Origin of the sequence: Massiliimalia massiliensis (assembly GCF_900155615.1) — a bacterium.
In the GTDB taxonomy this organism is placed as follows: Bacteria; Bacillota; Clostridia; order Oscillospirales; family Ruminococcaceae; genus Massiliimalia; species Massiliimalia massiliensis.
The window spans coordinates 1,063,323-1,084,460 of the sequence record NZ_FUHT01000004.1; the positions used below are offsets into that span (position 1 = coordinate 1,063,323).

Here is a 21,138-nt window from a genome sequence, read left to right on the forward strand (position 1 = left end):
TTTGCTTATTCTATCATATTCTGCATATTTTGTCATCTTCCCGCCTAATATAAAGCTGGAATTTACAATTTATATTTGATTTTTCCCAGTCAGACAGATATAATAAAATTAAGTATTGTTATTGATTAAAATTCGAAAGGTTTTACCAATGAAAAATAAAGTGCAGTTTATGCTGTGTGAATTAATCATGGTAGTCTTTTTTGTGATGTTGTCGGCAGTAGTTCTAAATCCTTCTATCGGGCACACGCTGACCGACGAACCTATTGACAAATTGCCAATGAATAATTCTGCGTCCGTTTCTTCTGACAGCACCTCGGGGACAACCTCCGTTTCGCCGCAGGACAGCAGTACCTCTGAAATAGATTCCTCCGGCGCCTCCCAAACAGGCGATAGCCCAAATATCAGCGATTGGAACCTGATCCTTGCCAACGATAAGCATCCGCTGGAGGCGGAGTTTATCGACAGCATTCAGACCAAGAAGCTTCCTAATGGGCTTTCAGTTGATGAACGGATTTATGAGCCGCTTAATAAGATGCTGGATGATGCAGAAAAACAGGGCTATCATTTGATTGTCTGTTCGGGCTACCGAAGCTATGACAAACAGGTCGAGCTGTTTAACAACCGGGTGCAGCGCTATCGTGATGTCGGCTATACCCAGGAGGAAGCATATGAAAAAGGGAAAACCTCTGTCGCGCTGCCAGGCGCCAGCGAGCATCACACCGGACTGGCGGTCGATATTGTCTGCTCCAGCTATCAGAATCTGGATGACGGTATGATGTCCCGTCCGGAAATCAAATGGCTGTATGCCAATTGCCAGAAATATGGGTTTATTGTCCGATATCCGAGCGATAAAAGCGATATTACCGGAATTATCCATGAGCCCTGGCATTACCGTTATGTCGGCGTAGAAGCCGCTACGGAAATTATGGACAAGGATATCTGTCTCGAAGAATACTTAGGGATGACCTAATGAGGATTGAGTTAAAGAGTCCTGCGGCAATTGCCGCAGGACTCTTTTTTGATGGCTTGTGGCTTATAATTTATAATTCAGGAAACTTTTTGAAGCTGGCTTACAGCCGAAACATCCTCTTCCTCACTGCTGTAGGTCGTGAGCGAGACCGACTCGATCACCGTTTCTGCCAATGGTGCTCCGGTTTCCTCATTCACACCACCCGCAACGATTTCATTTACAATTTCCATTCCGTCGATCACCTGGCCGAATACAGTATAAAACCCCGTATACTGCGGACATCCGCCCAACTTTTTATATGCCTGGATCACTTCGTTCGGGAAGTCGTTTTCCTCCATCTGATCCAGCAGGTCAAGCTGTGCAGGCTGATCGCCTACGATAAAAAACCGGCTGTCTGACACATAGCGGCGGTTAAAAATTCCCGTTTGCGTACCAAAGGCCGATACAGCTCCACTGAAGTGCCATACGCGCGGGGTCACCTCCGGCTCCACCGCCTTACCGTCGTCAGTTGCGATTCTGCCCTTTGTTCCCTCATCATCCTCCGCACCGGCAAACATCAGCTTAGAATCAGGATCTACAGAAAAAATCCTTTTTCCATCATAAAATTTTTCCTCCACCAGCCTCTTAAACTGTTTTACTGTCTGCGGCGCAAACTGTTCATATAATACAATCCGGATGTTGCCCAAGGACGTCTTAACGACGGCCATATCCTGCCCGTCAGCAGGGGCGTGCATCTGGACTAATTCCAGTGTTTCACCACCTGAGCGGGATGCGGCTTCTACCCTTCTTCCTTGATCAGTAACTCCACAGCCTGTCAGCAAAACAAGGCTCATAGACAGGCAGGCTACTGCTTTTGCCCAGATTATCATTGTTATTCCCTATGGCTTCCGCTTATGAAAGCGCTCCTTTCTCCTGGAATTGGAGCTTATTTGCCAGCAAAGTCTCCGCTCTTCCAGCAACGACAGCAGCAAAACACCGTGTGAAAGAGTTTTCTTTCAAGCTTGACTCCAAACATTCTTGGTTCCTCTCACCAAAAATACATTTTCACCCAGGACAGACCTGCGGCAGTTTTTATTATATCGGCAAAACAATGATAATCCAAATCAGAACTATAAATATTTTGTAAATTATGCTTCCTTTTTTGTGATTTGAACACCCTGGCGTGTTTCTTTCACCTCATAACCCAATGCAGAAATTTCATCGCGCAATGCGTCCGCGGCCGCAAAGTCCTTGTCTTTTCTCGCCTTAGCGCGGCGTTCTACCAGATCTAAAACCTCCTGCGGGATTTTCTCTTCCCTTTCCTGATAAAGCAGCCCCAGCACACCGGTCAGTTCGAGGAACAGCTTTTCCGAAAATTCTACATAGCCTTTCTTAGCAGGTGCCGCAGCAGATACATGGGAGTTGACCTCCCGCACCAATTCAAAAATTGCGGAAATCGCGTCTGCCGTATTAAGGTCATCGTCCATTGAGGCGATAAACTGATCCTTATAGCGCAGGAGCGACGCCTTTTCGTCCTCAGTGACGTCCCCTTCCGGTGCCGTATTCTTTGCGCGCTGGAGCAGCTCCTTGCAGTTATAAAGCCGTTCCAGGGCGGATTTGCACTGCTCGATAATCTCCAGGGAATAGTTGATCGGACTGCGGTAATGCGCCTGCAGCATCATGAAACGGATCGGCTCATAGCCGGATTTTTCCGCCACTTCCCTTGTCGTAACAAAGTTTCCAAGCGATTTTGACATCTTCCGGTTATCGACGTTAAGATATCCGTTGTGCATCCAGTAGTTCGCAAAAATCTGGCCGGACGCGCATTCGCTCTGTGCAATCTCGTTTTCATGATGCGGGAAGATTAAATCCTGTCCTCCGCAGTGCAGGTCGATGGTAGAACCCAAAAAGGTTCTGGACATCGCAGAGCATTCAATATGCCAGCCCGGACGGCCTTTTCCCCAGGGAGAATCCCAGCTTGGCTCGCCGGGCTTTGCCGCCTTCCAGAGCGCAAAGTCCATCGGGTCTTCCTTCTGCTCCCCTACCGCGATTCGCGCGCCGGCTTCCAAATCCTCCAGCGGCATATGGGAAAGCTTTCCGTAATCGCCGAACTCATGGGTACGAAAATATACATCCCCGTTTACCGCGTAGGCATATCCTTTTTCTACCAGCGTCTTGATAATATCCAGGATGCTGTCCATATTTTCCGTCACCTTTGGATGAACTGTTGCCGGCCGCACATTTAAGCCTCTCGCGTCCTTCTCATATTCGGCAATGAACCGTTCTGAAATCTCATGTGCGGAAACGCCTTCTTCATTTGCCTTATTGATGATCTTATCATCTACGTCAGTAAAATTCTGTACAAAGGTAACATCGTAGCCCCGGTATTCCAGATAGTTCCTCAGCACGTCAAACACGATCATCGGCCGGGCATTCCCGATATGGATATAATTGTAAACGGTCGGCCCGCAGGCATACATTTTCACCTTTCCCGGTGTAATGGTTTTAAATTCCTCTTTTTCCCTGGTTAATGTGTTATAAACTTTCATCCTACTCTTTCCTTTCTGGGAATTGCGCCATCCTAAAATAGAGATTTTACTTTTGAAGGCTATGCTTTGGGCCAGATGGCAGATAACCTAAAGCCGCCTTCAAACTGATCCCCCTATTTTTCCGTTTGCTCTCCTTCTAATTTGGCTACCTTTTTTTCCAGCTTCTCAATTTTCACCAGCAGCCTGCACAGCTCCTGGGATACCGGATCCGGGATATGGATCTGGTCAAGCTCGGCCTCTACTTTTTGCCCATTCCGGCGGACAACCCTTGCCGGAACACCAACCGCCGTTGAGTCCGGCGGAATCTCGGACAGTACCACTGCATTGGAGGCAATTTTGGAGTTGTCCCCCACCTTAAACGGCCCCAGCACCTTTGCACCGCTTCCAACCATCACATGGTTGCCCAGCGTCGGATGGCGCTTTCCTGTTTCCTTCCCCGTTCCGCCCAGAGTCACCCCCTGGTAGATCGTACAGTCATCACCGACAACTGCCGTTTCTCCAATAACCACGCCGCCGCCATGGTCGATTAACAACCCTCTGCCAATCTGAGCGCCGGGATGGATTTCAATGCCAGTCCAAAAGCGCCCTGTCTGGGAAATAAAACGGGCAAGAAAAAACAAGTGATGGCGGTACAGCCAATGGGACAGGCGGTACCAGAGCAGCGCGTGAAAGCCTGAATACAGCAGGAATATCTCCAGCGAATTTCTGGCGGCCGGGTCACGGCTTTTAATTGATTTTAAATCATAACGAATGTTTTTAAACACTCTATTGTTCCCCCCTAAAAAACAAAAACACCTTCAAAAAGAGAAAATCTCCCTTTTTGAAGGCGGTAAAAATTCCGCGGTTCCACTTCTGTTTGTCACTTTTCAGCCCGATAACGCTGGCTGGGCGTGCAGCAATACTAGGGAGAGTCTCTCCTGTTCCTCTGCCTGCTCCGGGATGCACTTCATATTTCCCACTCGCCTGCGGGTTCTTTCAGCCGGTGAAACCCGCTCTCTTTTGGGTCGAGAAATACTACTCTTTCCCTTCCATGCATTTTATATTTACTCTTTTATGATATGTTTCTACTCTAACACAATGTGCCAAATTTTTCAAGCTTATTTTGTAACATTAATGCACGCACGGTTTTTTACCAGATAGTCAATTCCGGAAACCACCGTAACCGCAGCAGTTAACCACATCAGAGTATTCCCGGTTAACAGGATCACGGATTCCATATCATAGGCAATCAACTGATCCACGGCAAACATCAGCAGGATCACGACAATCGATACCATCTGCACCACTGTTTTTACCTTCCCATATATGCTCGCCGCAATAACCGTTCCTTCCGCAGCAGCAACCAGCCGCAGCGAGGTCACCAAAAACTCGCGGGTTACCACAATAATCACCACAACCGGGCTGCACACCCCAAGCGAAATAAAGCAAATCAATGCGGACAATACCAGAACCTTGTCGGCAAGCGGGTCTAAAAATTTCCCAAAAGTAGTGACCAGGTTCTGCTTTCTTGCGATATTTCCGTCCAGCGCATCTGTAATCGACGCGGCGGCAAATACAAGCAGCGCCAGCAGATAATGAAACGGGATTGCACTGATCAACAGGAAAGCCACAAAAAACGGAACTAGGATCACCCGCAGTACTGTTAATTTATTCGGTAGATTCATGCTGTTCCTCCTACACACCGGCATTTCTCAAGCTGCCGTCTCTTACACTTCTTCACCAACTAAATCATAATCGCATACTTCGTCAATACGTACCCGGATAAAATCACCCATCGTATGTTTCTGTCCGGATGTAAAGAAAATTTTCCCGTCAATATCCGGTGCGTCAGCCTCGCTTCTGCCAAAGTAGCAGTCCGCCAGCTTATCTGCGCCTTCAAGTACAACTGTCACTACCCTGCCGATCATTTTTTCATTTGCGCGTTCCATAATGGTCATCTGCTCTTCCATGATGATCTCTGCACGGCGTTCCCGAATTTTTTCATCCACCTGCGGCGACATTTCCGCCGCGGCAGTGCCTTCCTCCTCAGAGTACGCAAAACAGCCCAGCCTGTCAAATTTCATCTCCTTGACAAACTCAACCAGCTCCACAAACTGTTCCTGCGTTTCCGTCGGGAAGCCCGCGATCAGGGTGGTACGCAAGGTTAGGCCGGGGATACGCTCCCGCAGCTTTTGAATCAAGGCTACCGTCGCCTTTTTATCCATCGGCCGGTTCATCTTCTGCAAAATATCGTCGTTGCAGTGCTGAAGAGGCAGATCGATATACTTCGCCACCTTTTCCTCCTCTGCTATCACGTCGATCAGCTCATCGGTAATCTTATCCGGATAACAGTATAAGATGCGAATCCAACGGAATCCGTCGATTTTACAGAGCTCCCGCAACAATTTTGCCAGGGAATATTTCCCGTAGAGGTCTTCCCCATAGCGGGTAGTGTCCTGTGCCACCAGGATCAGCTCCTTTACGCCCTCGTCCGCCAGCCACTGGGCTTCCTTAAGCACCTCTTCCATCGGCTTGGAGCGGAACCTCCCGCGAATCGACGGAATCGCGCAGTAGGTGCAGCAGTTGTCACAGCCTTCCGCGATTTTCAGATAAGCGTAATACGGCAGCGTAGAGATCACCCGTCCGCCGCAGAGCGGAAGCGCCTCCTTTTCTCCGTAGCGCTGAACCTTTTTCCCGGCAAGCGCAGACTGGATCACATCGCAGATTTTTTCATTCGAACCGAGTCCGACCACAGCGTCTACCTCCGGCATTTCCGTGAGGATTTCCTCCCGGTAGCGTTCCGCAAGGCAGCCGGTGACGATAATCGCCTTGATCTTTCCCTCGTTTTTCAGGTTGATAAATTCAATAATATTTTCAATTGCTTCTTCCTTTGCAGACTGGATAAAGCCGCAGGTGTTGATCACCACAACATCGCAGTTTCCTGTGTCCGCAACCAGCTTATAGCCTTTATGCTTCAGCCTTTCCAGCATCATCTCCGCGTCCACCTGGTTTTTCGGACATCCTAATGATACCATCCCTACTCGTATTGCCATTCGTCTTCTTCTCCCAATTCCAATTCTTCAAGATATTCGCTCATTGCCGCTCTGCTGTCGCTGTAAGAAAAGCCCAGCCGAGCCAACGCGTTTAATACCTTTTGGCTGCCCTTCTGATCGCCCAGATAACGGTAATATTTCTGCTCGATCAGCTCGCGGATCTGCTCCTTCGCGGAAATCCCGCAGTCAGACAGCGCCTGCGCCGCGGCTTCCTCGTCAATCCCTTTTCGTTTCAGTTCAAAAAGGCTTTTCCGGAAGCTCCACCGCTTCTGTGTAAGATAATATTCCGCCAGCTTCCGGGCATAGCTCCCATCGTCCAGCAGCCCTAAATCGACCATCTTTGCGACGGTCTGCGCTGCAATCTCGTCCGGCACGTTCCGCCGGAGCTTGTCGTATAGTTCCTTTTCCGAGTGGTCGCGGTAGGAGAGCAGGTAAAACGCCCGTTCCCTCGCGCGGCGGACGTCTGACTGCCGCTTCAGCTTTTCGAGAAACGCTTCGTCCACTTCCATCCCGGTTTTTACATGGAATTCCGTCAGGATTTCGGCGTCAAAAATGTAAAAGTACTCCTCATCCACATAGACCGTATACCGCGTACCGCTCTTTTTCTCAATTCCTGTAATTTTCATCGAAATTATTCAAAATCCTCGTCGTCCGGGTCAATATCCATAAACAGACCGCTGCCTTTCGGCTTTTCAGCCGAAGCTTCTGTCTTTGCTGCTGAAGCGGCATCCGGTGCCGGCGTACTGATTCCCTTAGCCGTCTTGGCAGCTTCCTCCAGCGCTTCCTTCTGATGCTCCTGGATTTTTTGTACAATTTCTTCCCGGAGAGCGTCGTTTTCCTTGAGCAGTGCTTTTACCTTGTCGCGGCCCTGGCCGAGACGCTCGCCATTATAACTGAACCAAGCGCCGCTTTTATGGATAATATCCAAATCCGTTGCAAAATCAACGATTTCCCCAACCTGGGAAACCCCTTCGCCGTACATGATATCAAAGACAACTTCTTTAAAGGGCGGTGCAACCTTGTTTTTCACAATTTTACACTTGGTTTTGTTTCCGACAATCTCAGAGCCGTTCTTGATCGCTTCTCCTTTGCGGACTTCAATCCTGACGGAAGCATAGAACTTCAGCGCGCGTCCGCCCGGAGTAGTTTCCGGATTGCCGTACATCACGCCGATCTTTTCACGCACCTGGTTGATAAAAATTGCAACACAGTTGGATTTCGACACGACGCTGGTCAGCTTTCTCAGCGCCTGAGACATCAATCTTGCCTGCAGTCCAACATGGCTGGAGCCCATCTCTCCGTCAATTTCCGCGCGGGTTACCATTGCGGCAACCGAGTCGAGAACAATAACGTCGATCGCGCCCGACCGGATCAGCGCTTCCATAATTTCCAGCGCCTGCTCCCCGGTGTCCGGCTGGGATACCAGCAGGGAATCGATATCAACGCCCAGCGCCTTTGCATAAACAGGGTCGAGCGCATGCTCAACGTCGATAAACGCGGCCTCTCCGCCTTCTTTCTGCGCCTGTGCGGCGATCTGGAGCGCAACGGTGGTTTTCCCGGAGGATTCCGGCCCATATACCTCAATGATCCTTCCACGCGGTACACCGCCGATCCCGAGCGCCATATCAAGCCCAAGGGAGCCGGTGGAAATATGATCGACATTCATGGTCTTTGCCTCGCCCAGCTTCATGACCGCGCCCTTCCCGAACTGCTTTTCGATCTGACTGATTGCGGTATCAAGGGCTTTTTTTCTATCCGCGCCGGTTACAACTTCCACTTCCGGCTTTGATTTTGGTTTTACTGCCATTTTATTTCCTCCTTGTTTTCTTCACACGGTTTCATCCCATATACTACCCGCTCTACCCCGCAAAGGTCTCGGCGGGTTCCTATTCCATCCAGTCCGCCGGCCTCCAACAGGCTACAGACATCTTCCTTCTGGTGGATTCCCACTTCATACGCCAGTATGCCGCCGGCCTTGAGTCTCGGCGTCCAGATTCTGGTCAGCTCCCGGTAAAAAGCAAGGCCGTCTTTGCCAGCCTCCAATGCTTCCCTCGGTTCAAAGGAAACCTCCTTTTGCAGCCTTCCCATATCCTCTTCCGATAAATAGGGCGGATTGGAAACAATCAGGTCAAAGCCTGTCTCCGCAAAGGCCGGATCCAGTGCGTCATCCAACACCAGCCTCACACTGCTCTGGTTTAAAGCGATATTTTTTTCACAGTACCGCGCTGCTGTTTTTGATTTTTCCAGCGCCCAGACAGTACTGCCGGGGAGATAATGTTCCAGCGTGACGGCAATGCAGCCGCTCCCCGAACAGAGATCCAGTATTTTCACCCCCTGCCGGTCGGAAAAACGGCTGACGACCCATTCACAGAGCGTCTCGGTATCCTGCCGCGGAATCAGAACTCCTTCACCTACCAGGAATGGCAGTCCATAAAACTCCCATTCTCCCAGCAGATATTGCAGCGGATAGCCGCCGCATCGTTTCCGGCAAAGCTCACTGAGCGTTTCCTGTTGCTCTCCGGACAGCTCCAGACGATTTAAGAGAAGCTCAGCGTCGTCAATTCCAAGCACCCTTTTAATAAGCTGCTTCGCTTCAAATCCGGCTTCCTCTATCCCGGCTTTGAGGAGAGAAGCTTTCATCAACAGGTAATGTTCCTTTAATTTCATGCAGGCTCACCAGCGATCCTCTTCCAGATTGTCAGGCAGCACCGGTTTGACCGATTCAATCGCGACCTCAATCTGTTCTCCGTCCGGTTCCTTGGTGGTCAAATGCTGCAGCTTCAGACCCGGCCAGGAGATGATTTTGGTAAACAAATTGTCATAACGTCCCGCCAGCTTAATCAGCTCATATGCGATGCCCACCACAACCGGAAGCAGCGCAAGCTTTAACAGCGTCCGGATCACCGGATTGCTCCAGGTCACCACAGAGAAGATCAGGATTCCTAAGAACAGCACGAGAAAGATAAAGCTCGTACCGCAGCGCGGGTGAAACCTCGGATATTTCCTGATGTTTTCCACCTTCAGTTCTTCCCCCGCCTCAAAGCAGGCAATCGTTTTATGTTCCGCGCCGTGATACTGGTACAGCCGGCGCATATCGGGTATCTTGCCCACCAGCGCCATATAGCCGACAAAAATCCCAATCTTGATCACGCCTTCAATCAAACCTCTCCAAATACCAACGTCAAACAAAAAGCCCAGCCCCCAGACAATCAGCGAGGGAACCAGCATAAACAGCACAATTGCGAGCAGCACGCCAAGCACCCCGCTGATCCAGCCGACATATTTCATCAGCTTATCCCCAAAATGCTTTTCCAGCCAAAGGTCAAACTTGGTCGGCTCCTCTTCCAGATCAGCCCCTGAAATCTCAGCAGATTTCATCAGACATCGGTATCCTACCGTTAAACTTTCGATCATATTAAAGACGCCGCGGACAAAGGGCCATCGCTTCACCCTTCCCGCCGAGCTTTTGGGAGTGTGATTCTCCCATACCTCCACCTCGATCTGCTGATCGGGCTTTCTGACAGCCATCGCTGTTTTATGCACGCCCCGCATCATTACGCCCTCGATCAGAGCCTGGCCGCCAATCTTTGATTTATGGCGTGCTCTTGGGCAAGCCTGTTCCTGTTCCGGCACCATTCGTACCCCTTTCTTTCCGGCAGTAATTTATTCGCCGGTTGTAATTTCTGTTGGCCGCTCATCCTTCTGCATGACAGGAATCCGGATCGTTACCGTCGTCCCAACGTCCAACTCGCTGTCCACCGTCAGGGTTCCGTCATGGAGCTGCACAATCTCATGGGCAACAGCCAATCCAATCCCAGAGCCCCGTCTGGCAGTATTTGCTTTGTAAAATTTTTCTGTCACTCTTGGCAGATCCTTTTCCGCAATTCCAATCCCGGTATCAGAAACCTTGATCTGCACAAAGCCATCCACCTCCGAAACATCTACCGTAACGGTATCTCCGCGGTCAGAATATTTCAGCGCGTTGTCAATAATATTGATAAACACCTGTTTTAACCGGTTCTTATCACCAAATACATACGAAACATTTTCCGGCTCATTATAGACAATAGAAATATCGTCCCTCCTGGCCCGTTCTGTGTACATCAGCACCGCGTCGCCCAGCTCGGCAAGGATATCCATTTTGGTTTTTACCAAGGTAAATCGGCCGTTCTGAATCCGCGAAAAATCCAGCAGCTCCTCCACCATATTGGAAAGGCGTTCGGTTTCATTGAGGATCACATGCATCCCCTTGGCCATCATCTGCCTGTCCTCCGGGCCCATGGTTAAAAGCGTCTCCCCCCAGCCCTTGATCGCGGTCAACGGGGTTCGCAGCTCATGAGATACAGATGAAATAAACTCATTTTTCATCTTTTCCGAGGTCTGGATTTCATCTGCCATATAGTTGATGATATCACAGAGCTCCCCGATTTCATCATCCGAGCGTTTCAGAATACGGGCGCTCATATCCCCCGTAGCAAAGGCGCGTGCAACCGTACCAACCTCCTGCACCGGGACAACAATCGAACGGATAAAGTAAGCGCTCGTCACCAGAATCAGGGCAAGGATCACGACCATCACTCCGCAGAGTACCAGCACCAGAGTCAGAATCGTCCGGTCTACCATTTCCAGGGAAATGACATACCGCACCGCGGAAATATCCCCGCTGAGCACCGGCGACAAAACTGTCATCGCCATCACCTTTTCGTGGGTGCTCTCCAGCTTGTAAACTTCGGTACCCCGGCCTGCGGCATCACTTTTGGCCGCCGCATAATCCGGCATATCATAGGCCGAAAAATAGGAAAACCCACTGGAGGTGATCAAAATGCTGCCGTTATGGTCAACCGCCATCATCTCCATCTTGTCCTTGTCCTCAAAGGTTTCCACCATATTCCGAATTTCCGCGTTGAGGTTTGACTTCCCGGTAGAGGCGATATCCTGCAAAAGGTTATCCCCATAATCCGCCCGAAGCTTCAATTCACGTTCCACGCTGGTATAATAGTAGTTATGAACCATCAGGGCAGCAGTCAGGGTTACAACAACCAGTACAAACAAAATGACACCCAGGCTGTTGACCATCCAGCGCTTTGTAATACTCCGGTATGCCACCGCATATCTGCCCCTTTCCTTCACGTTTTATCGTTTCTTACTCCGTCTCCTGCCATTTGTACCCAAAGCCCCAGATCGTCTGGATATATTTCGGGTTGGAGGGTTCATCCTCAATCTTCATCCGAAGACGCCGAATATTGACATCCACAATTTTAATGTCCCCATAATAATTGTCTCCCCAGATTTCTTCCAGAATCCTGCTGCGCTCCAGGGCGACATTTTTATTTTTCAGGAACAGATCCATGATCTGATATTCCACCTGCGTCAGGTCAACCAGCAGCCCGTTTTTTGTTAGGGTGCGGCTTTTGGGAGACAGGACAAACGGCCCGGACTTTACCGGCGAAATCTCCTTTTTCCGGCTGTTGACCATCGTGACGCGCCGATAGATCGCGTCCACCCGCGCCACCAGCTCGGATGGGCTGAATGGCTTGGTGACATAGTCATCCGCGCCGATCATCAGGGCGCCCACCTTATCCATTTCCTGCGTTTTCGCACTGAGCATAATAATCCCCATCGTAGCGCTCTTTTCCCGCAGCTTTTTGCAAACGGTAAACCCGTCGATGCCGGGCATCATAATATCCAGAAGCGCAATATCAAAATCACCGTTCTGTTCCTCAAACACCTTGAGCGCATCCTCGCCGCAATTAACGTCAGTCACGATATAGCCTGATCGCTGCAGGTTAATCACCACAAAGTCGCGGATTACGTCTTCATCCTCGCAAACCAGAATCTTTTTCATCTTTTTGACCATTCCTTTCTTCCCAGAGAGAAATTTTATCGTTTCTATAAAAAGGCACTGCTTCCCTGCGGTTGGAAAGCCGGTTACTGCATAATAGTAAATAGCTGAGTGACCTCTTGATGGGTCAAGTCAAAATCAGTGTGCGTCCGTTTAAGATTATAGGCATATACCATCTGTCCATTTGTACCCAGCAGGGTATAGCCATAGGGCAGGTCTGTCCCCTGTGCCAGGCTGGAACGCGGAAAGACACGGATTTTCAGCAGCGTTTCCGATTCGTTTTTCAGGTCTCCGTGATAGACATAAAAGACCAGCTCATTGTTGGTGGTATCCCGTTTGGCTGTAATCTGTCCCGCGTCCCCGCTCAGCCATTCCTCAGGAATCCTGATGCTGTATCCCAGGGAATAATTTGTGTAGGTAGTCGCCTGCTCCACCAGTTCTCTCTTCTCCATATCATACTGGTACCAGGCGATCAGGTATGGCTGCTCGGATACCGCCTGATCCGAATATCCCGGCAAGATAACGGTCTGAGGAATCGAATAGACGCCATCCTCATCCTCCATACAGGAAAGTCCGGAATAACGCAGCGTCTTGCGCCCCAGCTTGTTTTCCTGGATCGGATTTTCAAGCTGGTTGTCCACTGAAATCAAGATCTCTGTTCCATACTGGTCTGTGCCGCGCTGGGTATCAAAATAAAGCGCCGGGACATCCTCGGCGAGTCTGCCCTTATAAATTCCGGCATAGGAAGCGGCTTCGCTGTCCATAGCCGTCTGACTTAACAGAGTACACTCACCGTTTTTGAGCGAATACATATACGCGGCATTTTCTTTCTTTGTTTCAGAAATAATCGTGTGCGAAATGGTGATGATCTCCTCATCTCCGTCATCATTCAGATCATAAACCTCAAAATTCATACAGGTAGCAGTAAACACCTGCTTTAACACCCGTTCGGTATATTCATAGATGATCAAAGTCTTTTCATTCGCACTGGTAACATTGACCCCCATCACGATATAGACCCGTCCATCCTTTTTAATAAAGGAAATTTTTTCAATTTCACTGCCGTTCACCGTCGTATTGTCCCAGACTGAAACCCACTTTTCATCCTGCTGATCCAGGATATTCATCCGCACAGTTCCAGAACCGCTGTTCTCCTTATAAAAGACAATTGCCTCGCTGGTTTCTTCCTCATCGATATTCTCAACAATAAACGCAGACTTATAATCCCCGGTTTTGGGATAGACCAGGCTGATATTATCCCCGACGCTCGCCTTTAGGGCGGTATCAATCCGGTTTTGTTCTTCTGAAAGCTTTGGAGGCTTGATCAGGTTATCAATGGTCGACAGGGTCAGATCACAACCCGTGAAAAAGCATAGCATAACGCATAACGACACCGCGATTAACCGTTTCAACCAGATCCCTCCCTGCTTCTATTTGTTCAGCTCATATAGAATTAATTATAGCATACCCTGACCCATTTTGTATAGATTTTTTATGAAACTTTCTGCGGCACAAAAAGTGCAGTACAGCATATGCTGTACTGCACTTTTTACCGTTCGCTGATTGGTATGTACTTCCTGTGCTTGGCAATCGCCTTGTAGGCCGGACGGATAATCCGGTTATTATTGTACATCTCCTCGATCCGATGGGCGCTCCAGCCCGCCATCCTGGAGCAGGCGAAAAGCGGCGTGAACAAGTCCTCCGGTATTCCGAGCATCCGGTAAACCAGGCCGGAATAGAGATCGACATTTGCGCACATGGTTTTTGTATCGCCCTTGAGCTCGGCAAAGACCAGCGGCGTCAGCTTTTCTACCAGGTTTAAGAGCTTAAATTCCGCTTCAAACTCTGTTCCCTGAGCCAGCTTCATCGCATTCTGACGCAGAATCAATGCCCTGGGGTCGGATTTCGTATAGACCGCGTGCCCCATCCCATAGATCAGCCCGGTGCCATCGCCTTCCTTTTTGAGCATGATCCGTTTCAGGAAGCGCGCAACCTCATCCTCGTCCTCCCAGTTATGGATGCCGGCTTTCATGTAACCCAGCATCTTGGAAGCATTGATATTCGCCCCGCCGTGACGATGCCCCTTCAGGGAACCAATTGCACCTGCATAAGCCGAATAGGCGTCCGTTCCCGAGGAAGTCAGCACCCGGCAGGCAAAGGTCGAGTTGTTTCCGCCGCCATGCTCTGCCTGCAGCATCATACAGATATCCAACAGCAGCGCCTCCTCCCTGGTAAACTGCCGGTCCGGGCGAAGCAGGGAAAGAATCGTTTCTGCTGTGCTCTGCCCCGGCAGAAGAGGATGCAGAATCATTGAGCCGCCGTCATAGTGGCTGACCTTAACCTGGTATGCTTTGACCATGATATTCGGCAGTCGTGCAATCAACTGCAGGGATTTGCGCATCTCATGTTCCAGGGAAGCGTTTTCCGCCTCATCGTCATAGGAATAAAGCGCCAGTACAGAGCGCGCCAGCTTATTCATAACATTTTTGGAGGGTGCTTTCAGCACCATATCGTCAAAGAAATACTGCGGCAGTTCCCGGGACTCGCTCATCAGCTCCGAAAAACGTTCCAACTGTTTTTGGTTGGGAAGGGTTCCAAAAATCAAAAGATAAACCACTTCTTCAAACCCGAAGCGCTGTTCTGCCACACAATTCTCAACAATATCATTGATATTGATACCGCGGTAAATCAGCTGCCCGTCGATCGGATCTTTTTCCCCTTCATTTAATACATAGCCATGAACATTACAGATATGGGTCAGCCCGGCAATAACTCCCGTTCCATCCTGATTTCTTAATCCACGCTTGATATCAAAACGCTCATAGAGTTCCGGTGGGATATAGTTATATTTCTTGTACTCTTCACATAGACTTTTAATGGATTTCATATCCACAGAAGTTGTAATCTCTCTTTCGTCCATTCCATGGCTCCTCTCCGCGGGACAAGGCCGCTTTTCCAATTTCGCGCATTTATGCTGTAATAGTAATATCTTATCACAGGAATCTGTATTCGTCAATTCTTTTTGCAGGATTTTTATTAATAAAATTCAAAATCACAAAAGAAAGGATCAAGTTTTCTTGATTTCAGCAAGAAAACTGAATGGTGATAGTCATGAGAAATCATATTCGTTCATTTTTATTCTTTTTGGCCGCTGTGGTTGCCATCCCTTTCACAGCATTATTCCGGACAGGCGGTCAGGAAACTGTTCACACAAATCTGATCCCTAGTCAAACGCAAAGCCAAGCCGCATCCCAACCTGTACAGGCGGCGGCTGGAAAAGAGGAAATCACCATCTTTCTTGCGGATAAAAAAGAAACCCAGACTCTCCCGATGGCCGATTATATTCGCGGAGTCGTTATGGCGGAAATGCCCGCTTCCTTTGAAGAGGAAGCCTTAAAAGCGCAGGCAGTCATTGCACATACCTACGCGCTGCGAGTGATCGCAAATGAAACTGCTTCCCCCAGCGACGATTTAAAGGGCGCCGTCATCTCCACCGACCCATCCCGCCATCAGGCTTATCTTTCCGATGAAGAAGCGAAAGAACAGTATGGGGGTAAATATGAAGACTATTCGAAAAAAATACAAAACTGTATAGAAAGTGTGTTAGGAGAAATCCTGACCTATAATGACGAGCCCATCATTGCGGCGTTCCACGCAATGTCATCCGGGAACACTGAGGACGCTAAAAACGTCTGGGGCCAGGAGGTACCGTATCTGGTCAAATGTGAAAGCGAGGGAGATACCCTCTCCCCTTCTTTTGAAAACAGCCTGACGCTGACCACCGCAGAGGTGAAAAAAATTCTGGAAGAAAAATACCAGGATATTACCTTCACAGACGATCCCGCCAAATGGTTCGAAATTATACAAACCACCCCAAGCGGTTATGTTTCAGAGGTTAAGGTACTCGGCCAAACGCTTACAGGACAGGAGCTGCGCAGTCTGTTCGGACTGAAAAGCAGCGATGTCAGCATTGAGTATCAGGATGAAAAATTCACCTTTACCACAAAAGGTTATGGTCACGGCGTCGGATTAAGCCAATACGGTGCGGACTATATGGCCCGCCAGGGGAAAACCTACAGGGAAATCCTGACGCACTATTACCCGAATACTGTTCTGACTCCGGTCAATACATAGCAAACTGCCCTCTGCCAATTGGCGGAGGGTAAAATTATTGGAAATATTATTTTATTATGCTATAATTAATTAAAAGGGATACACTATTACGACTGGTTATGCCAGCAATAGGAACAGGACATATTTATGTTTTTCTTTAGAAAAGAGAACAGCCGAAAACAGTCCAGCAGAAAGGAGGCAGAAAAAAACAAAATATCTGCAACATGTTTTTAACTAGATAAAATGAGGTGGTTAATTTGAAAGAATAATTCTATTTTGAAAAACAAAGATATAAATAAACATTTTTATTTTAACAGAAATAGGTGAATTTTATGGACAAGTTTAACATAGGAAATCTATCTTCAATAACTTCTAAATGGTATCAACGCCCCCTATGATTATATTATTCCTTTTTATTATACCTCCCATTGGAATATTTTTATTATGGAAAGAACAAGGAAGGTGGAAAAAGAATACTAAAATTGTTCTTACTGTTGTCTCTGCTATTATGGCTATCGGATGGATATCATTTTTACTTCCACAACCCACGCAGATAACCGACTTAACGCTTACTGCGGATGATCCGATTGTTTTGGAAGTAAGTGAAACACAAAATCTCAAACCTTCTATTTTACCAAAAGACGCGGAAAGCCATCTGGTAAAGTACATCTCGGATAATGACTCAGTTGCCAGCTATGTCAGTGGCATTGTAATGGGAATTTCCGAGGGTGAAACAGATATTTATGTTTCTGATACAGACGGCAAAGTTCAAAGTAATAAAATTCATATCGTTATTATTCCACTAGGTGATAAGGAAAATATAAGAGAAGCTGAAGAAATAATCGATCTAATAAATAGTATTGGGACAGTTTCACTAGATAGCAAAGAGGCAATAGAGATAGCTAAAAATCAATATGACAATTCTTCCGAACGAGTGCAGCATTTTGTTACTAATGTCGATTTATTAATTAGCGCGGAAAAAAAATATGATGAATTAACCGTAGAATACAATAAATCAAAAGCCAAAGAAATCGAGGAATTAATTACAGACATTGGATCCGTAAGTTTAAATAGTAAAGATGCTATCGTCGCTGCACGTTCAAAATATGATTCTGCTCCAGATGAGATCAAAGAATTTGTGGATAATTATGAGGATTTAACCAATGCTGAATCTACATACCAGACTTTAAAACAAAACGAAGAGACCAAAAAGACAAGTTCCAAGTCTTCTTCAGGCAGTAACAATTCGGTTAGTAGCGATAATAGCAGTAAAGATAATAGTAAGCCAAAATCTCGAACAGTATATGTGACTAAATCTGGAAAAAGATATCACTATGATAATCATTGTAACGGTGGCACATATTATGAATCCACTTTAAGCGATGCGAAAGCAAGAGGCTTAACTCCATGCAAAAAATGTATTGGATAATAGAAATTTTGTTCTATCTAGTCGGAGAACAGACAATCTCAACGATTCCTAAATTAACTTCCTAATGTCAGGCTATTAGGACTGCCATATAGCAAACGAATTTAAAAAGCTGCTATGGCCTGCTATCCACTATGTGAATAGCAGGCCATTCTTCTTGATCTATTGATTAGTGCAATCGTTTCGTACAGCCTATCTCCTGACAAAGTGCAGGATTTGTAATAGTTTAAATTTTTCTCCAATCGTATGGAAGAAGATCGATCAGCTTTACGATAGTATCTTCCCCCACCATAACCTCCGCCTGAAGATTATTGTCACCAATTTGACTTAAAAATTCTCTACATCTGCCACATGGAGGCAGTATCTTTCCGTCTTTGTCTACAGCAATTATTTTTTGAATCGTATTTTCACCTGCAGTTATCATAGCTGCCGCTGCCGCTTGCTCAGCACAAAACCCCAAGCCGCAAGTAGCATCAATACAGGTTCCAACATAAATGTTTCCATTTTCTGTTAAGATCGCAGCCCCAACATCTCCTGCATCGGCACAGTCGGAAAGCTGTCTGTAATTTAATACCGAGCTTGCCCTATTATATAGTTCTTCAAAATCGTTCTTCATCACGATACCTCCATCACAAGCATTGAAAAATTGATCATTAAGCTCATTGTATTACATCTTGACAAATTTTTCTACCCCAAAAATTCTAACCGTCAGATCCCTTTTGCTAAATGAAAAATGCTGCATCTCGAATGCTCAAAATATAGCTTTTAATTTGATAAAAAGAGAGACTCGAACTCCCACTCCGGTTACCCGATCTACGCCTTTAATAAGGACTATACAAATCTCTTTATACCGAATCTTGATAAATTAGTTGAAACTGATAGTCTTGTAACTCCTGACTTGCTTGGGTGTTAAAAAATTTACACCCTAAATAGTCAACTGATTCTTCAAATCCATATTGTGACATCCGTTCAAACCAGCTTGAAAACCTTTCAGTCACTTCAATAAATTCATAAAGCTCTCTTGCGCTTATGGTCGGGTTATCATTATCATAATTTACTTTAATTAATTCATTCATATTAAGCCACCTCACTTCTACTATTTTGAACATTTTATTTTTGGACGAAACCGAAAGCAGCTTATCCTGTACTGCTACAATCAGTGCCATCAACATATCCTGTCTTTGGCAAAACGCCTCATTACATGTTTTTGGCATGTTGTCAAGAGGTTTTTCAAATTTTCCCAAAAGAAAACCACTACTGAATGAAATCAATAGTGGTTTGGGTATTTAGTTTTAGCTATTAATCTCCTTTTGTATCCGATTCAGATGGCTGTCTGATTACCATTGTTAATTTATCACCGTCCAAACTTCCCATAATCTCTCCAGTCACTCCATGAATTTCGCCATTGCTCCACCCACGATCTTCTAAACATCCAACTATGACCGTGAAAATATCCAAGGATGGATCAGTTGGTGTCATCTGGAACATATAAAATTTATCTTTTCTAATTACATCAGATATCACCTTAGCTTCAAACACAATTATTCTGCCGGTATATTTATCCGGGTTAAGAAAAGCTTCATATATTTCTGGATTTTCTATATCTAAAAAATAATCATCTGAATCACTCTTTTCATTTTCGCTATTGCTTTCCGTCTCACTGTAGATTTCCCCGCCGATTGCTTGTGCATATTTTTCCACTGCCGAGCGGTCAAAACCAGTATTCAACCTTAACAAAACCGTATCCGCAATAATTTGGTATCCGAAATCACTCAGTCCGCCGAAGCCCGCAATATAATCTGCTCTCTCAATAGCTTCCTTATTGGATGGAAAAACTTCCACGCTCCCACTTAAGGGCTGATCTTTTGAATACTCCGACTCGATGGTAGAATCTGCAAAATTCCCCTTTTGAAGATACGCCTTTTTTCCGCTTCCATTAGGATCATTTTCAGAGGTATAAACAATACTGTATTCGATTGGAAGCCCAGATTCCTTTAACTGTTCAATCACCGATTCAACCGTTACTTTTGGCTCTCCACAGCTTATTAAAAACATCATAGAAATCAAAACAGCGCTTAAACAGGATATCATTCTTTTCATAGCCAGCTATCCCCTTCTGTCAAATATTTATAATTTCAGTATACCCGATCCAGGATTGAAACTCAAGCCTGGATATTTGACAAATTTCCGCCGTTTAATAGGACAGATTGGATAAAATCCAGCTTTTCACGCTCTGATTTTGAGTCTGCGGGGATGTTCATAGTTACAAGCATGTCAGTATAATCTGGAAGCAATGAGAAAGAACACGAATTTCGACAACAAAAAGGGCATTAATAATCAAAATAAACTGGAATAACAAAAAGTACTAGGAAATAAAAAAGCGCCTTAAATCCCATTATATCGGGATTTAAGGCGCTTTTCTTGGAGCTGCTAACCAGATTCGAACTGGTGACCTCGTCCTTACCAAGGACGTGCTCTGCCTACTGAGCCATAGCAGCAAAATTTGTTACAGAACAATAGATTCTATAACAAATTTGGCGACCCGTATCGGGATCGAACCGACGACCTCTAGCGTGACAGGCTAGCGCTCTAACCAGCTGAGCTAACGGGCCAAATGGCAGGGGCAGAAGGATTCGAACCCTCGGCACGCGGTTTTGGAGACCGCTGCTCTACCAACTGAGCTATACCCCTATAACGAACCGCCGCTTCAAATTTGGTGGGCCTTCAGGGATTCGAACCCGGGACCGACCGGTTATGAGCCGGTTGCTCTGACCAACTGAGCTAAAGGCCCATTGCAAAAAACTAGCAAAATGCTAGTTTTTTGATGGGTATTCATGACAGCGTCTATCTATCTTCCCAGGCCGTCGCCAGCCAAGTATTTTCGACGCAAGTGAGCTTAACTTCTGTGTTCGGTATGGGAACAGGTGGATCCTCACCGCCATCAACACTGTCTATGTATGGTACACCACCAGGGAATCGAACCCTGAACCTACTGATTAAGAGTCAGTTGCTCTAACCAATTGAGCTAGTGGTGCACAGGCTGCCTACCATGGCAGGTACTATTTGAGGCAAAGAGCAAACATCAAAATGTCATTTCTCTTGGTATCCTCAAAACCGAATAATTATGAAGGAGAAACATAGTAAAGCTCGAGACTCAAACATTCTTTGAGGTCAAGCCCTCGACCGATTAGTACTCGCTAGCTGAACATGTCACCATGCTTACACTT

19 protein-coding genes, 5 tRNA genes and 1 rRNA gene are annotated in these 21,138 nt (G+C 46.9%); 3 read left to right on the forward strand and 22 right to left on the reverse strand.

The window, feature by feature from the left end; genetic code table 11:
* The first annotated feature begins 148 nt into the window (after positions 1 to 148).
* Positions 149 to 970 carry a M15 family metallopeptidase gene (locus CZ360_RS13725; protein WP_077534769.1) on the forward strand — a complete coding sequence of 274 codons (822 nt, stop codon included), beginning with the start codon at positions 149 to 151 and terminating at the stop codon, positions 968 to 970.
* 77 nt (positions 971 to 1,047) lie between these two features.
* Here CZ360_RS13725 and CZ360_RS13730 read toward each other — a convergent pair whose 3' ends face one another.
* The 13 genes from CZ360_RS13730 to CZ360_RS13800 all read right to left on the reverse strand — a co-directional run bounded on the left by CZ360_RS13730 (position 1,048) and on the right by CZ360_RS13800 (position 15,292).
* Positions 1,048 to 1,839: a peptidylprolyl isomerase gene (locus tag CZ360_RS13730; protein WP_077534770.1), complete on the reverse strand. Its 792-nt coding sequence runs from the start codon at positions 1,837 to 1,839 to the stop codon at positions 1,048 to 1,050.
* 258 nt (positions 1,840 to 2,097) lie between these two features.
* Positions 2,098 to 3,498 (reverse strand): cysteine--tRNA ligase, encoded by a 1,401-nt coding sequence (cysS, locus tag CZ360_RS13740; RefSeq protein WP_077534772.1) that lies wholly within the window; start codon positions 3,496 to 3,498, stop codon positions 2,098 to 2,100.
* A 113-nt stretch (positions 3,499 to 3,611) separates the two neighbouring features.
* Positions 3,612 to 4,262, reverse strand: a complete 651-nt coding sequence (epsC, locus tag CZ360_RS13745; RefSeq protein WP_077534773.1) for a serine O-acetyltransferase EpsC — start codon at positions 4,260 to 4,262, stop codon at positions 3,612 to 3,614.
* Positions 4,263 to 4,595: 333 nt separating this feature from the next.
* Positions 4,596 to 5,162 (reverse strand): CDP-diacylglycerol--glycerol-3-phosphate 3-phosphatidyltransferase, encoded by a 567-nt coding sequence (gene pgsA / locus CZ360_RS13755; RefSeq protein ID WP_077534775.1) that lies wholly within the window; start codon positions 5,160 to 5,162, stop codon positions 4,596 to 4,598.
* Between the two features lie 42 nt (positions 5,163 to 5,204).
* Complete coding sequence (gene rimO, locus CZ360_RS13760; RefSeq protein ID WP_077534776.1) at positions 5,205 to 6,530, reverse strand: 30S ribosomal protein S12 methylthiotransferase RimO; 1,326 nt, start codon at positions 6,528 to 6,530, stop codon at positions 5,205 to 5,207.
* Positions 6,515 to 7,156: a regulatory protein RecX gene (locus tag CZ360_RS13765; protein ID WP_077534777.1), complete on the reverse strand. Its 642-nt coding sequence runs from the start codon at positions 7,154 to 7,156 to the stop codon at positions 6,515 to 6,517. Before CZ360_RS13765 ends, rimO begins: the two co-directional genes overlap by 16 nt.
* 5 nt (positions 7,157 to 7,161) lie before the next feature.
* On the reverse strand, positions 7,162 to 8,337 hold the full coding sequence (gene recA, locus CZ360_RS13770) for a recombinase RecA (RefSeq protein WP_077534778.1): 1,176 nt from the start codon (positions 8,335 to 8,337) through the stop codon (positions 7,162 to 7,164).
* The gene (prmC, locus tag CZ360_RS13775) at positions 8,328 to 9,170 is read right to left on the reverse strand and encodes a peptide chain release factor N(5)-glutamine methyltransferase (RefSeq protein WP_229408066.1); all 843 of its coding nucleotides are present in this window, start codon (positions 9,168 to 9,170) and stop codon (positions 8,328 to 8,330) included. Before prmC ends, recA begins: the two co-directional genes overlap by 10 nt.
* A 33-nt stretch (positions 9,171 to 9,203) precedes the next feature.
* Positions 9,204 to 10,166, reverse strand: a complete 963-nt coding sequence (locus CZ360_RS13780) for a DUF1385 domain-containing protein (RefSeq protein ID WP_077534780.1) — start codon at positions 10,164 to 10,166, stop codon at positions 9,204 to 9,206.
* A gap of 27 nt (positions 10,167 to 10,193) precedes the next feature.
* Entirely contained in the window at positions 10,194 to 11,636 is a 1,443-nt protein-coding gene (locus tag CZ360_RS13785) for a sensor histidine kinase (RefSeq protein WP_143530267.1), read from the reverse strand.
* A gap of 37 nt (positions 11,637 to 11,673) precedes the next feature.
* Positions 11,674 to 12,375, reverse strand: a complete 702-nt coding sequence (locus CZ360_RS13790; protein ID WP_077534865.1) for a response regulator transcription factor — start codon at positions 12,373 to 12,375, stop codon at positions 11,674 to 11,676.
* Positions 12,376 to 12,458: 83 nt separating this feature from the next.
* Positions 12,459 to 13,784: a hypothetical protein gene (locus CZ360_RS13795; RefSeq protein WP_077534781.1), complete on the reverse strand. Its 1,326-nt coding sequence runs from the start codon at positions 13,782 to 13,784 to the stop codon at positions 12,459 to 12,461.
* A 137-nt stretch (positions 13,785 to 13,921) separates the two neighbouring features.
* Positions 13,922 to 15,292 (reverse strand): citrate synthase, encoded by a 1,371-nt coding sequence (locus tag CZ360_RS13800; protein WP_077534782.1) that lies wholly within the window; start codon positions 15,290 to 15,292, stop codon positions 13,922 to 13,924.
* Between the two features lie 191 nt (positions 15,293 to 15,483).
* On the opposite strand from CZ360_RS13800, the gene spoIID reads away from it, so the two are divergent.
* Positions 15,484 to 16,506, forward strand: a complete 1,023-nt coding sequence (gene spoIID, locus CZ360_RS13805; RefSeq protein WP_159438314.1) for a stage II sporulation protein D — start codon at positions 15,484 to 15,486, stop codon at positions 16,504 to 16,506.
* A gap of 373 nt (positions 16,507 to 16,879) precedes the next feature.
* Positions 16,880 to 17,914: an Ig-like domain-containing protein gene (locus tag CZ360_RS13810; protein ID WP_077534784.1), complete on the forward strand. Its 1,035-nt coding sequence runs from the start codon at positions 16,880 to 16,882 to the stop codon at positions 17,912 to 17,914.
* Between the two features lie 223 nt (positions 17,915 to 18,137).
* Here CZ360_RS13810 and CZ360_RS13815 read toward each other — a convergent pair whose 3' ends face one another.
* The 9 genes from CZ360_RS13815 to CZ360_RS13855 all read right to left on the reverse strand — a co-directional run bounded on the left by CZ360_RS13815 (position 18,138) and on the right by CZ360_RS13855 (position 20,946).
* Positions 18,138 to 18,527 (reverse strand): cytidine deaminase family protein, encoded by a 390-nt coding sequence (locus CZ360_RS13815; protein ID WP_077534785.1) that lies wholly within the window; start codon positions 18,525 to 18,527, stop codon positions 18,138 to 18,140.
* A gap of 229 nt (positions 18,528 to 18,756) precedes the next feature.
* On the reverse strand, positions 18,757 to 19,077 hold the full coding sequence (locus tag CZ360_RS13820) for an antA/AntB antirepressor family protein (RefSeq protein WP_205411129.1): 321 nt from the start codon (positions 19,075 to 19,077) through the stop codon (positions 18,757 to 18,759).
* Between the two features lie 133 nt (positions 19,078 to 19,210).
* Positions 19,211 to 20,011 (reverse strand): hypothetical protein, encoded by an 801-nt coding sequence (locus tag CZ360_RS13825; RefSeq protein ID WP_077534786.1) that lies wholly within the window; start codon positions 20,009 to 20,011, stop codon positions 19,211 to 19,213.
* Positions 20,012 to 20,333: 322 nt separating this feature from the next.
* Positions 20,334 to 20,409, reverse strand: a tRNA-Thr gene (locus CZ360_RS13830).
* A 37-nt stretch (positions 20,410 to 20,446) separates the two neighbouring features.
* Positions 20,447 to 20,523 (reverse strand) — tRNA-Asp (locus CZ360_RS13835).
* A gap of 3 nt (positions 20,524 to 20,526) precedes the next feature.
* A tRNA-Trp gene (locus CZ360_RS13840) sits at positions 20,527 to 20,602 on the reverse strand.
* Between the two features lie 23 nt (positions 20,603 to 20,625).
* Positions 20,626 to 20,702 (reverse strand) — tRNA-Ile (locus CZ360_RS13845).
* 44 nt (positions 20,703 to 20,746) lie between these two features.
* Positions 20,747 to 20,863 (reverse strand): 5S ribosomal RNA (gene rrf / locus CZ360_RS13850).
* Between the two features lie 6 nt (positions 20,864 to 20,869).
* Positions 20,870 to 20,946, reverse strand: a tRNA-Lys gene (locus CZ360_RS13855).
* Positions 20,947 to 21,138: the final 192 nt, after the last annotated feature.

Coding starts and splice junctions, on each gene's coding strand:
- CZ360_RS13725 (WP_077534769.1), top strand. CDS start 149: ATGAAAAATAAAGTGCAGTTTATGCTGTGTGAATTAATCATGGTAGTC.
- CZ360_RS13730 (WP_077534770.1), bottom strand. CDS start 1,839: ATGATAATCTGGGCAAAAGCAGTAGCCTGCCTGTCTATGAGCCTTGTT.
- cysS (WP_077534772.1), bottom strand. CDS start 3,498: ATGAAAGTTTATAACACATTAACCAGGGAAAAAGAGGAATTTAAAACC.
- pgsA (WP_077534775.1), bottom strand. CDS start 5,162: ATGAATCTACCGAATAAATTAACAGTACTGCGGGTGATCCTAGTTCCG.
- rimO (WP_077534776.1), bottom strand. CDS start 6,530: ATGGCAATACGAGTAGGGATGGTATCATTAGGATGTCCGAAAAACCAG.
- CZ360_RS13765 (WP_077534777.1), bottom strand. CDS start 7,156: ATGAAAATTACAGGAATTGAGAAAAAGAGCGGTACGCGGTATACGGTC.
- recA (WP_077534778.1), bottom strand. CDS start 8,337: ATGGCAGTAAAACCAAAATCAAAGCCGGAAGTGGAAGTTGTAACCGGC.
- prmC (WP_229408066.1), bottom strand. CDS start 9,170: ATGAAAGCTTCTCTCCTCAAAGCCGGGATAGAGGAAGCCGGATTTGAA.
- CZ360_RS13780 (WP_077534780.1), bottom strand. CDS start 10,166: ATGGTGCCGGAACAGGAACAGGCTTGCCCAAGAGCACGCCATAAATCA.
- CZ360_RS13790 (WP_077534865.1), bottom strand. CDS start 12,375: ATGAAAAAGATTCTGGTTTGCGAGGATGAAGACGTAATCCGCGACTTT.
- CZ360_RS13800 (WP_077534782.1), bottom strand. CDS start 15,292: ATGGACGAAAGAGAGATTACAACTTCTGTGGATATGAAATCCATTAAA.
- spoIID (WP_159438314.1), top strand. CDS start 15,484: ATGAGAAATCATATTCGTTCATTTTTATTCTTTTTGGCCGCTGTGGTT.
- CZ360_RS13810 (WP_077534784.1), top strand. CDS start 16,880: ATGATTATATTATTCCTTTTTATTATACCTCCCATTGGAATATTTTTA.
- CZ360_RS13815 (WP_077534785.1), bottom strand. CDS start 18,527: ATGAAGAACGATTTTGAAGAACTATATAATAGGGCAAGCTCGGTATTA.
- CZ360_RS13820 (WP_205411129.1), bottom strand. CDS start 19,077: ATGGCACTGATTGTAGCAGTACAGGATAAGCTGCTTTCGGTTTCGTCC.
- CZ360_RS13825 (WP_077534786.1), bottom strand. CDS start 20,011: ATGAAAAGAATGATATCCTGTTTAAGCGCTGTTTTGATTTCTATGATG.